Consider the following 12,775-nt stretch of genomic DNA (forward strand, 5'->3'; position numbering starts at 1 on the left):
GTTGGCAAAGGCAATTTTTAGTTGATCCAAGCGCCTTCAATGCTCTTGATTAGCGCTCGGATTCAAATATCACCCGGACTTTATCTCCGCATTGGCGCTAGATCTCATCGGCGCTATCACAAATGTGGCTAACTTCTCCTTTGTAGTGACTGCTTTAGCCTTTTATGTCACCTGTTAGATCTATTGTCTATTGGAGGTTGCCTTTTATTAGATGTGCCATGAGAGGCGAAACGCTCTCAAAGTGCCTCTTGCATGATGGTTTATTTCTATCGTGGGGCCGATACCACCTCTTTGAGAGCTTCAATGAATGTGTTGCCAATCAACTCAATCTCTGACTTTGTTATAGTCAGTGGGGGAGAGACGGCAATTGAAGTTACTAAGGGTCGAACCAGAACACCACGGCGGCGCATCGCACCTTGGATCTCACCGAGTGCACTTGGAAATCGGCTTTGAAAGTCGCTCGAAATTTCGATAGCACCAAGAAGTCCTAATCCCGAACGTACCTCCGTGACGATAGGTGAGTCGCTAGATGCCATGAGCGCCATTGATAGGTCAGTCTCTAGAAGTTCTCCATTTGGTATTAGGTTTTCAGATTTGAGGATCTTGAGATTTGCAATCCCGGCGGCGCATGCGATTGGGTGGCCAGCATAGGTCGGGCCATGTCTGAATGTGGCACCGGAGTCGTTGAAAAATGGATCCGAGATCTTCGGCGAAATAACGACGCCGCCTAGTGGTATGTAACCACTAGTGATCCCTTTGGCGAAGGTGATCATATCAGGGACGACCCCAAATCGCTCTGGGCCAAACCAATATCCGAGCCGACCAAATCCACAGATCACAGAATCCACTACCAACAAAGCACCAATTTCCATGCAAATAGCGGCTATTGATGTAAGGTATCCCTCGGTGGGAAGGTGCACACCCCCAGCACCAACAACGGGTTCCACAAAGACTGCTGCGATCTTGTCGCTACCGACTCGAAGCGCCAGCTCAGAAAGGGCACGGGGGTCGTCTCGATCGATGATCGCTATGTCGTTTATGAGCGTCCCGTAACCGACGCGGTTCGGGAGGATTCCCGCCATGGATGTCCCAAAGCCGTGGGTTCCGTGGTAGCTTCCATCTCTAGAGACAATGATGGTTCTTTCGGACTGGCCAATTTCGAAGAAGTAACGCCTAGAAAGTTTTGCTGCGGTCTCAATCGCGTCGCCTCCGCCAGATCCAAAGAAGATCTTTGAGCCTGTAATTGGAGATATTTCGGCAATTTCATGGGCCAATTCCTCGGCAGGTTCGTTTGTAATATCGCCAAATGTCGAATAACAGGCAAGTTTTTCAGCCTGTTGGGCAATGGCCGTGACAATCTCTTGCCTTCCGTGACCCACGTTTGCATACCATAGAGAGGCTGTGGCATCCAAGTAGCCGTTGTCATTGGAGTCAAAGACGTAGTTTCCGCTCGATCGAGTAATCGTAAGACGGTTGGAACTAACCGAAGCCATATTCGCAAAGGGATGCCAGAAGGATGTGTCGCTCATTGGGGCTGTCTTTCAAAGTGATATTTTTACAATCTCAAGCTATCATTTTGACTTCGAAACCTTTGAGGGTTGATCGCGAAATTTTGAAGGGACCGTTGTTATTTGCTACAAAGGTAGTCAAAGATTTTTCAATTAATCCCAAAGTAGTTAGGGGATGACCTTAAGTGCGACGTAGAGGTCTACCAATTCGCCAAAGCAGTCTAAATCGACCCCGACTGCTTCATGGACCTTGTTGAGGCGGTATCGCATTGAATTGGGGTGAATCCCCAGGTTGGTCGCTGCAAGATTGATGTCTAAGTTGGAATCCAAATATGCCTTAAGCGTGGCTAGGCTATGGCGCTCAAGCTCAAATATGGCAAGGCGATCCTTTTGTTTGCAAGCAAATGACGTCTTGTCGGCTTGGGTGATCAACCATGTCACCATATTGCAGTCGTCAAACCAAAGTACTCCAGTCCCCTGTGATCCCTTCCTGGCGTCGCTTCTGGCTGATTTTTCAATCAGTTCACCATATGCAGCGTTAGCCTGGCGATAGGCAAGGCTAAATTGACCTGGACCATCCACGGCCTTCGATATCCCGAAATTGAGGTTTTGTGGCGTCGATATCTCGTTCAGAATCTTTTCAATTACATCAGCCTTTGCTTGGATGATTGCTACATACTTTGAGTTGTGGCTATCCCAGATGGTTGGTGTAAAGTTTTCGGTCAAAGCGTCAATCTGCTCCCCAATGCTCTCTTTTAGATCGCGAGATGTTTCAGAGGAGGGGGAACCTACTATTACGTGAACTGGCTCAGAGAAGTCGATGCCAATTTCGATCAATCGTTCAAAATGGGTTCGATAGCCCTTATGCGTTGCACCTTTAACGGGCCTGATGCCAACCAGTTCAGCTAGAAGCGCACGTTCTGAGGAGCGTCGTTCATTAAGTTTTTCGGCGTTTGTAGATAGAGCAATGGACAATATGTGACCGGCGGATCGGATAAGGGGCAACGAAAGGTGAAAGCCTGGTTCTACCTTGGATTCATTGGTCTTTATCAATGCCAGCCACATAGTCTCTTGAGTAGGTGTTACTACCGCAAGGGCTAGCCCTGGTCCATGTGGGGTGTCGAATTCGATCAACTGCGAAAGCGTGGTTGCCGGAGTGTCACCGAGCCGGCTTCGACTCACAACCTTTGGGTCACGTAGCTGTCTGGGTCCTTTAGTGGTTAGACCGAGTTGCTGATTGATCTCCGCTAAGGCATTTAGCTCCAAGTTGTCCGATGATGCAACTAGCTCTCCACTAGAACTAATGAGTGCAACTTGGGATAAGACTAACGGAGATAGTCGCTCGACTAAAGATCGAAGGGGCTTTTGGTTAAGGAGAGAGTCGAGGAGGTAATCTTGTACTGAGACGAACCTTCTAAGGGCGCCAACGTTTGGCGAGAGAAGCGCTTGATTTACAAATGCAATTATTTCGGCAAAGCCAGTAGCGAAGGGAACGCTAAAGACCGGAAGATCTAGTTCGTTGGCGACTTCGAGTATTGAAGATGGTACCGATTTGAAGTTGATGCCCAAAGCGAAGCCAAGGGCGGTAATTCCACCATCGACAAGTTCTTCTATCAACTCTCGTTGTTCTTCAGGTTTCCCCTTTAATCGAAGACCCGTAGTGAGGGCGATCCAATGTGAGGAGATCCAACGAGTTGGATTTGAAATTTCAAAGGAATGAGCCCCAGTTACAGGTCGATTCAATGAGTTGGCTTTGGGGGTCAAAAGACTCAAACCAAGCGATGGTTGGGACAGCACTTCACCTAAGGTGAGCTGGGTGGGTTGGGGGGTTTTTACATCAACCATTTCTTTGGCTTTCGTGGGAAACAACGGTGTATTCATCATGGGCCACGGCTATTTTGAATCATTTCTGATGGAATTTTTCAATTTATGTCCCTGCGGGAGAGAAGAACCACGGCTATCACTTCTTATTTATGGATGTATTTAGATGTAATTAAGCGATTTGGCGAGATTGGCACGTTGGAGCTTTGGAGAGATAGAGAAGGTACGGGAACCTATCTCTCGTTGATGTGACAGTTTTGTTATTTTCAGATTGATCGCCACGGAATAGCCCTTTATCCCATATTTGTGCTCTAATGATAGCCACCTCGCAACCTAATCTCCAAATTTCAAGTTGACCTGGAATCTTATTTAGTTAGCCGCTCTAGATCAAAAACTTTCTCTATGACTTTCTCTATGATCTCGACCTTATTATCGTAGATAGCTACCAGGTGGTAACATGATAGCTATAGTCTTGATTGGACTGTGGCTGCCTCGGATCTTTATGGATAAGGACCTTTGTATTTAGCCGATCGAAATCAATCAAGTCGGTTCTCAATCAAAACAGATGAGGGAACGGGTCTTGCCTCATCGTAAGGAGCTAGTAATGGATCGAATCGGAATCGTTGGAACGCGACATCGCTTTGATGAAAGTGATATAAGCAGAGGCAAAGACGGTATTTTGCACTATATGGTAGGCGACAATACATTGGTTGAACTACTAGCGAATTCAGCCGCACGCAACGCAAATAAAATCGCCCTCAGGGAGTTGAATGGACGATCAGTCGATTACTCGGAATTGCTGAAACTTGTTGAGGAGGTTGCAGGGGGTCTCCGCCATAGAGGAGTGAGCCCCGGTGACCGGGTGGGGATTCGTCTTTCCAATGGGATTGATTGGGTGGTATCTTTCTTTGCTATCGCCTTTGCCGGAGCGGTCGTCGTTCCGATAAATACTCGCCTCGCTCCAGCAGAGGTCGAATTCATCACCGAAGACTCAGGCTTGGCCTATCTCTTTTTGCCTAACGAAGAGTTGCCGCGCGGTGATTCGTATCGATTTAGTGAAGCCACCCGTGAGACGCTTGCTGGGATCCTCTATACAAGTGGCACTACGGGACGCCCTAAAGGTGCGATGCTCAGTAACGAAAACTTCGTCTCAAACGTTGAGACAGTTAAGCGAGTAGTTCCCATTGAAAGCCACGACTTGATGTCGTTGGTTGCAGTGCCACTCTTTCACGTTACGGGGCTCAATGCCCAGATGCTCCCGACGATTGCGATGGGTGGAACTCTGGTATTGATGGAGACCTTTGATATCAACGTCTTTATTGATTCAATTGAAACCTATAATATCGATACTTTAGTTGCAGTGCCAGCGATCTATTGGTTTGCTTTGAATCAACCATCGTTTGAGGGCGTTGATACCTCGTCTGTGAAATACGTTCTTTATGGTGGTGCACCAATGCCGCCAGACCTAGTTCCAAAGATGATGGGCGCATTTCCAAATGCCCGTTTAGGCAATGGTTTTGGATTGACTGAAACTTCCTCGATAGCTACATTTCTTCCTCATGAATTTGCAAAGGAGCACCCCGAATCGGTAGGGTTTGCATCTCCAGTCACAGAAGTCGACCTAGCTGAGGTTGATCCGGTTACTGGCGTTGGCGAATTGATGATTCGAGGTGCCAACGTTGCAATGGGCTATTGGAACTTAGATCTAGCCACCAAGAACTCCTTTGGTCAAGGTTGGTTCAAGAGTGGGGACATGGCGAGGATCTCAGATGAGGGCCTAATTGAGATCGTCGATCGGCGCAAAGATATGGTAAATAGGGGCGGAGAAAATGTCTACTGCGTCGAAGTAGAAAATGTACTCGCTGAATTTGTCGGTGTTTTAGAGGTGGCTGTCATCGGTGTTCCAGATGAGATGATGGGGGAGAAGGTAGGTGCTGTGGTCGTTCCTGTCCCAGGGGTCGACTTTGATCCAGCGGCTATGGTTGCTTTCGCTAGAAGCCGCTTGGCTGACTATAAGGTTCCACAATACGTATGGGTGAAGAAAGATCCGCTTCCGCGAAATGCCGGAGGAAAGGTCCTAAAGCCGAACCTTAGAAGCGATGCAAAGTGGGGCGTAGCTATCTTTTAGGGATGGTGTCTTGCCAATAGGTGGCTTTGGCGTATTGAATGTGACGCCAAGGCCTTGTTTTGCCCAACTGGTGACGCCGCTAAAAGACGGTTTCATTTTATCTGTGCGGCTCTTCGGGCAAGTTTGAAAAGCTAAATCCAACATAGGCGATAGCATTGACGATCAATCCCGAGGCGTTAGTTGAATACCTTTAGGGGGTAGATTTTTGGCGTACAAGCGCCATATTTGGACTATCAGGCCAACAGTTAAGCATGCATGGGATGATGCAGTGTGCTTGGCCAATGCTCTGGAAAATGGCGCGTCAGGGACTGCTGCAATAGCTATTTGAGCTAGAACTTGGATTGAGCTAGCTTGGTTTGACTGACTGAAGCTAGCTCGTCTCGTCGAGGGACTGTTTTCGAGAGGTCATTATCTATAAAGGTTGCAGAAAAAGGGCTAGAAGAGTTGTCGGCCTGTTTTTTGGTATGGTGTGATCTTGCGGCACGTCATCTTGAATTAGATAATTGCTGATCCCGTAAAAAGAGTTTTAGTAGCACCACCTACCCATACCTCTCCGTCGGTATTAGTAGTAATTGAGATCTCACCCTTTCTGCCAAGGCGCAAACCCTGCGATACCTTGTATCCTTCCGTAAATTCACCGGACCTAGTTATCCATTGACCAACTGAGGCGTTCATGCTTCCACAGACCGGATCTTCGGCGATACCGATCGCCGGAGCAAAGGTGCGCATCTCGAAAGCGTACTTGGAGCCAGCCGGGTAAGCTCCAATAGCTCCCACCATAGCATTCGGGATAATTGTCAAATCGGGTTCCAGGTCGAGTACCTCTTGAGCAGTTTCAAGTCGAATTACTGCCCAACCAGGACCGTTATCTACCCATTGGTGAGCAAGTATATTTTTGCGCTTGATTCCAAATGAAGCCGCGATCTGTTCTAAATAGTTTTCGTCAAGGTTTCCGGATCGGACAAGATTAGGTGCTCTAAAGGATAGTTTGCCCATCTCGTATCGAACTTTGATAAGTCCGGCACCGCATTGTTGGATGAGCGTTTGTCCGTGATTTGCGACTCCACCATTTTCGAGCCATGCGTGGGCGGAGCCGAGAGTTGGGTGACCCGCGAATGGCAACTCGCCACCGGGAGTAAAGATCCGTACAAGGTAGTCGGCCTCTTGGGTGGTTGGTTGAAAGATGAAGGTTGTCTCGGACAAGTTTGTCCATCGAGCGACTTGGAGCATCTCTTTATCGTCTAATCCTTCTCCATCAAGGATTACGGCTACGGGGTTGCCGCAATACGGAGTCGTTGAAAAGACGTCGACTTGGGCGAAGATGCGTGGGCGAGTCATTGAAAATGAGACCTTTCGACAAGGTTTCCGGATTGGATGGAGTTATTCTATTTCATCTTCTGGCTCGGAGTTTTTCAGCGGAGTTTTTGTAGCTCTATTATCTGTTTTGTGCTCTAGATGTGGGCGAGCTGTTTGAAATAGTCGATTGGTGTGGGTCGCGCGGTCTGTATTGGCTTTGGAAGGCGGGATATGTCTATCTCGTGGCGTTTGGCTCTTGGATTTTGGTTCTCCTTAACGGGTCATAGTCGGCTAGTAGTCACGAGTGGTGTTTCTTTGGAAATCATAAAATTGGATACGGTGTTAAATCCGCGCATGTCGAGTCTGTCCTGTGTGCGTAGGTCAAAGGCTCTAAAGCAAGTCCAGAGATGACGTGAAGGCCACACCTATGCTTGTTCGGTGGGGGATCGTCATGTGGTTGACTCGTTAGATTGGTTACACCAATGCGCTAACGTCATGGTATCGATTCGCCGGTGGTTGTTCTATTGGAGCCTTGGTCTATCTTTATCAAAGGAGGTTTCGTGAGTTTCCGTCGAACTTCGGTATTTTTAGTCGCTCTGCTTGGCCTTTTTGTTACAAGCTGTGGTTCGGCTACTTCCCTGGCAGGTTCTAGCGTCTCTTCGACGACGCTAGGAGTTAGGAGTTCGGTTTCTACGCGCCCTAAATCGCATAAAACCTCGAGTAACGTTTCATCTAGCTCAACCACCAAAGCATCCCCTGTTAGCTCACCTTCAACATCGGCGGCGGCGACTATTCCAACGTCGGCTGCGGCGACTATTCCAACGTCGGCTGCGGCGACTATTCCAACGTCGGCTGCGACCGCGGCTTCAAATGGTAAAACTACCTTTATTGCGGAGCCACAAGATGGCCTTGGCCCCTGGAGCAGCTTGATCTCTTCGGCAAGTGTATCGATCTTTGTAAATGAATATCTATTTACAGATCAAACGCTTGCATCCGCGCTTATCTCGGCTGCAAGAAGAGGCATATTGGTTGAAGTAATCGTCGCCGGAAACCCCTACAAAGATTCGGCTGCGCCCGGAAATGCGATGGCACTCTTTAGTGGCTCACCTGTAAAAATCAAGGTTGCTCCGGCTAGGTTTTCGGGATCTTACTCATTTGATCATGCTAAATATATGGTTGTCGATCCTGGTAGAGCATCACAAAGGGCGATCTTTGGCTCTCCTAATGCCACCTATAGCGCGATGGGGACATACAACCTAGAAGATGCCGTCGATACTACATCACCACTGCTTGTATCTAGTTTGTATAAGATCTTTGAATCGGACTGGAATGGCGTCACTGCGGGAAACTCAGTTCGCAGCGCACTGGTGGTGTCACCCGGCGCATCTGCAGCGATATCGTCGATTTTATCATCGCCTGGCCCATTAGCGATTATGGCTGAAGAGTTGGGTTCTGCATCCGCACTCTATAGTTTGATTAGTGCTCACTCCTCAAGCGCTCGAGTGCTATTGCCTGATAATCTGAGCTACTCCGAATTGCAATATGCCAACGCTATGCTTCAAGGTGGGGTAGCAGTTAGGATCCTCAAGAGTCCCTACGTCCACGCCAAACTTATCATAAACGCCAATGAGACCTTCATAGGATCGCAGAACTTTTCCAGCGTCTCATTGGATAATAATCGTGAAGTTGGCGTAATCCTGAGCGATCCAGCTATCCGTAGCGCGGCTCTAGGGTGGTTTAACACCGAGTGGAATCTTGCGACTCCCCTTGGACAGACTGCTTCATCTTTCACTTCGACACCGACAACCACAACTACCTCGACTATTCCAGTTACCGCGACTCAAAGTGTTTCAGGAACTGGAGTGTCGATTCCATATCTTTCAGATGGAATCTCAGAGAGTCAAGTTTTAGCGCTTTGGGGTTCCCCGACATCAACGGGATCAGACGTCTACAACTCGATTCCTGAGTTAATTTGGATCTATTCATTTGGAAAGGTTTATTTTCAAAATGGTCAAGTGGTCTACGTGACACGGAGCTAGGGCGACCTGCTCCTATACCTGCCGTCCGATAAGTATAGTTATCTCAAAGAGCGAGCTGATAACTCCGCCAGGTCGTTGAGAGTCAATTAGATCTATGGGATTTCAAGATCGCAGATAACTTTTCGCCCCGCTTTTAATGACACATTGTCGATTATTAAAGTTCAAGATTGACAGCTCTAAATTGCTCTTTCTAATTTATATGGCCTACAAGTAGTCTTGTAGGCCATTTCTTGTAGATAACCTTGTCTTTTATCGACGAGATTTTTCATTGATTTACAATGCAACAGAGCAACAGGGCTGAGATAAACAAGATAGAGAATGCGCATTCGAAGTTGCGCGGAAAATGTTTTAGCGTTCGCTTGCGCGACATTTTGATTCACTTCGGCTTATTTACCAGGCGTCACCCAAATCTTGGGTTTGTTCGCCGGGCGGACGGCCACGTTGAGGTAGTGGTCGTGTAGTTGTAGGCACTCGTCCTGCTTCGACAAAAGCTCGTCGAAGTATCATCTCGATCTGTCCATTTATGCTTCGAAGCTCATCTAACGCCCAATGAGCTAGTGCATCATGAACCGCTGGATCTATGCGCAGTGGGACCTGCTTACGTCTTTCCACTGCTTAAGAATAAAGGGTCCCGGCGTTAACTACCAGAGAAACCGGTTGGTCACCACAGAGAACAACCATTAAATTACTCACCATTGCCGCTTTAGGCTCTTCGTCGAGTTCGACGATGCCTCGTTCGCTAAGGCGGGTGAGTGCCATTTAACCATCCCTACTGCGCCATCGACAATTCGAGAGCGAGCGACTTCTCAGCACATGTGTGTTTGCGTCTCCACATCCGCATATCCGCGAATCAGAGTTTGAAATGGCTATTGCTTACGAAACTTGATAAGTATGAAACCCAATCAACTAAACCCAGTTCGAAGAGGTGGCCCAATAAAGAAGGGGATTTAAATCGTCCTGGATTACCCTGACAAACTTTGGTGTCGGTTTTTGTCTTTATGGTCTGGGTGAGAAAAGAGCCAACGTGTAGTAGGGGGTAATCCTGTGGTGGTCTAAGTGCGAGAGCCTCGCGTAGCGTTTCCTTGTCAGGTACGAATTAAGTGAATGAAGCCTAACAAGGCTGACTTTAGTGAATTTGATTTAATGGCTAGATGGCATCAGAGCAAAGGCCGAACGGTCTCTCTTCTTCCACAGGGCCTATTTTCACACGAGTTAGTTTTCGGATCAATGGCGATGGGCGGTTGTTTCTGAGGCATTTTGTCAAAGCCGCATCCGTCAGAACCCGAAAGCAATAAGGCCAAATGATATCTAGTCGTCGCATGCTAGTTTTGGATACAAAGTTGGCGGTAGGGCTGTTTTAAGCAAGCCTACCGCCAACCTGTTTTGTTTAGGCTTTGCCGAAGCGGTCAAGATTCATGACTTTGACCCAAGCTTTCGCAAAGTCAGCCACGAACTTTTCTATACCATCTTCGCTGGCATAGACTTCTGCAATAGCGCGCAATTGAGCATTCGAACCAAAGATTAGATCTACTGGCGTAGCGGTCCAAGTTACTTCGCCAGTCGTTCGATCATGTCCCACAAAGACGTTCTCAGACGATGAGGAACGCTTCCAATCAATATTCATGTCGAGTAAGTTGATGAAGAAGTCATTGGTTAGAGCCTCCGGGTTTTTTGTGAAGACTCCGAGGCTAGAACTGGCGTAGTTGGCACCAAGGACTCTTAGTCCGCCTATTAACAGCGTCATCTCCTTCGAAGTTAGAGTCAATAGATCCGATCGTTCGACTAAGAGATACTCGGGAGCTAGCTTGTGGTTGCTTTGGTAGTAGTTGCGAAATCCATCGAAAGTTGGCTCCAACACCGAGAAGGAGTCGACATCGGTATCGTTTTGGGTCGCATCGCCTCGTCCTGGAGTAAATGCAAGACTGATGTCGATTCCCGCCTTCTTTGCGGCCTTCTCAATTGCCGCACACCCTCCAAGGACGATTAGGTCCGCCAGAGAGATTGCCCTATTGGAGGTCTGATCTTTGTTGAAGGATTCTTGGATCTCTTTGAGGACCTGTAGACGATCGGCCAATTTATCTGGCTCATTCACCTCCCAGTTTTTCTGGGGCTCGAGGGCAATTCGCGCACCATTTGCACCACCGCGTCGATCTGTTCCACGGAAGGTCACAGCCGAAGCCCAAGCAGTCGAGACTAGTTCAGAGATAGTTAGGCTCGAATCTAGGATTCTTTGCTTCAGCTCATCAATATCGCTGCCTTCGATGAGCTCATAGTCTCCCTTAGGAATAGGGTCCTGCCAAATCTCTCGCTCACTTGGGACAAGGGGTCCGAGATATCGCGAAATAGGCCCCATGTCACGATGGACTAGTTTGTACCAAGCTTTTGCGAAGGCTATCTCCAACTCGTATGGATTTTCTAAGAAGCCTCTAGAGATTGGTCCATAGATTGGATCTAACTTGAGGGCTAGATCTGTAGTGAGCATCATTGGAGCGTGGCGCTTTGTTACATCGTGGGCATCGGGCACATCTCCCTTGGCCGACGGGTCACTTGGTGTCCATTGCTTGGCACCCGCCGGACTTGTGGTGAGTTCCCAGTCGTATTTAAAGAGGTTTACAAAGAAGCCGTTATCCCACTTCGTCGGATTGTTAGTCCATGCTCCCTCTAAGCCGCTGCTCATGGTGTCGTCTGCATTGCCCTTTCCAAAGGAGTTTTTCCACCCAAGGCCCTGCTCCTCAATGGACGCACCCTCTGGCTCTGGGCCAACATAGGTTTGAGCGTTTGGTACCGCGCCATGGGTCTTTCCGAAGGTGTGACCACCAGCAATTAGGGCCACAGTCTCCTCGTCGTTCATGGCCATACGGGAAAAGGTCTCCCTAATATCCTTTGCTGCGGCTAGGGGATCTGGATCTCCATTTGGTCCTTCGGGATTGACATAAATGAGCCCCATCTGAACAGCCCCAAGGGGGTTTTGTAGCTCTCTATCTCCGCTATATCTTTCATCGCCAAGCCAAGTCTCTTCGGGGCCCCAATAGGTATCGTCCTCTGGTCCCCAAATGTCTAGACGTCCAAAACCAAAGCCGACAGTTTTTACGCCCATTGCCTCTAGCGCGCAGTTGCCAGCAAAGATAATCAGGTCGGCCCATGAGATGGTGCGACCGTACTTCTTCTTTATCGGCCAAAGTAGCCGTCTCGCTTTGTCTAAATTGACATTGTCTGGCCAACTATTCAAAGGCGCAAAGCGCTGCGTTCCACGACTACCTCCTCCGCGTCCATCAAAGGTTCGATAGGTGCCGGCGCTGTGCCATGCCATCCGGATAAAAAGTGGTCCGTAGTGGCCATAGTCTGCTGGCCACCAATCTTGTGAAGTGGCCATAACCTCAAAGATGTCTCGTCTTAGACCTTCAATATCGAGGGATTTGATCGCCTCTGGGTAATCGAAGTCGTCACCTAATGGAGTTCGAGTTGCTTCGTGCTTGTCCAGGTGGCGTAGATTAAGTTGGTCGGGCCACCATTCTTGGTTCGGTCGAGCTTCGAGAGTCGTAGATGGCTTTGGTATGGGACATTCATTCTCCACGCCTTGGTCCGTCATTATTTTTTCGCCTTTCTCCTTGGTTTCCTGAGATGACTCTTGGGATCTCAAAACTGAATCCTTTTGACTTAGCTCTCTTTTACGGGTTGCTTGCTTATCTTTTGGTTATTTAATTTCTAGTCGATGAGAAGTGAGATCCTGTTGCTCTTAGTGTGGAGGATCTTGTACGGAAGGTTGATGGTTAGAAGGTCGATGCTTAGGTTGCTTGCACCTTTCATAACAGCCGAATCCTCTAAAAAGTTCGCGTTTTGGCTCTTTTGTAGATAAAGCCCCTCAAAACCAATAGATCGTATGTGGAAATAGTTTTCATATGATCTAAGTTATCCTTGGTTTTGGTCGGGTTCAATACCCTGGGAATCATTTGAGTTAAATGATCTTCTAGTCGTTGTATCTG

At 48.2% G+C, this 12,775-nt stretch carries 7 protein-coding genes and 1 pseudogene; 2 read left to right on the top strand and 6 right to left on the bottom strand.

Annotation, left to right across the window (positions count from 1 at the left end):
- Window positions 1–266: 266 nt before the first annotated feature.
- Window positions 267–1,529 (bottom strand): aminotransferase family protein, encoded by a 1,263-nt coding sequence (locus tag ACIDITHRIX25_RS88435; RefSeq protein ID WP_052606689.1) that lies wholly within the window; start codon window positions 1,527–1,529, stop codon window positions 267–269.
- A gap of 147 nt (window positions 1,530–1,676) precedes the next feature.
- Entirely contained in the window at window positions 1,677–3,353 is a 1,677-nt protein-coding gene (locus tag ACIDITHRIX25_RS88440; RefSeq protein WP_201732393.1) for a PucR family transcriptional regulator, read from the bottom strand.
- A 580-nt stretch (window positions 3,354–3,933) separates the two neighbouring features.
- Between ACIDITHRIX25_RS88440 and ACIDITHRIX25_RS88445 the strand changes: the two genes are divergently transcribed.
- Complete coding sequence (locus tag ACIDITHRIX25_RS88445) at window positions 3,934–5,457, top strand: class I adenylate-forming enzyme family protein (protein ID WP_052606691.1); 1,524 nt, start codon at window positions 3,934–3,936, stop codon at window positions 5,455–5,457.
- Between the two features lie 495 nt (window positions 5,458–5,952).
- Here the strand turns inward: ACIDITHRIX25_RS88445 and ACIDITHRIX25_RS88450 are convergent, their stop codons facing one another.
- Window positions 5,953–6,795: a PhzF family phenazine biosynthesis protein gene (locus ACIDITHRIX25_RS88450; protein WP_201732394.1), complete on the bottom strand. Its 843-nt coding sequence runs from the start codon at window positions 6,793–6,795 to the stop codon at window positions 5,953–5,955.
- A 518-nt stretch (window positions 6,796–7,313) separates the two neighbouring features.
- Between ACIDITHRIX25_RS88450 and ACIDITHRIX25_RS88455 the strand changes: the two genes are divergently transcribed.
- Window positions 7,314–8,792 (top strand): phospholipase D-like domain-containing protein, encoded by a 1,479-nt coding sequence (locus tag ACIDITHRIX25_RS88455; RefSeq protein ID WP_201732395.1) that lies wholly within the window; start codon window positions 7,314–7,316, stop codon window positions 8,790–8,792.
- Between the two features lie 390 nt (window positions 8,793–9,182).
- Here the strand turns inward: ACIDITHRIX25_RS88455 and ACIDITHRIX25_RS88460 are convergent, their stop codons facing one another.
- The 3 genes and pseudogenes from ACIDITHRIX25_RS88460 to katG form a co-directional block, all read right to left on the bottom strand.
- Window positions 9,183–9,404: a type II toxin-antitoxin system antitoxin gene (locus ACIDITHRIX25_RS88460; RefSeq protein WP_201732396.1), complete on the bottom strand. Its 222-nt coding sequence runs from the start codon at window positions 9,402–9,404 to the stop codon at window positions 9,183–9,185.
- A gap of 3 nt (window positions 9,405–9,407) precedes the next feature.
- Window positions 9,408–9,592: pseudogene (locus ACIDITHRIX25_RS88465) on the bottom strand (SPFH domain-containing protein); the annotation flags it as partial.
- 587 nt (window positions 9,593–10,179) lie between these two features.
- Window positions 10,180–12,381 carry a catalase/peroxidase HPI gene (gene katG, locus ACIDITHRIX25_RS88470; RefSeq protein WP_201732398.1) on the bottom strand — a complete coding sequence of 734 codons (2,202 nt, stop codon included), beginning with the start codon at window positions 12,379–12,381 and terminating at the stop codon, window positions 10,180–10,182.
- Window positions 12,382–12,775 lie beyond the last annotated feature (394 nt).

The sequence above is a fragment of the Acidithrix sp. C25 genome (genome assembly GCF_904848545.2).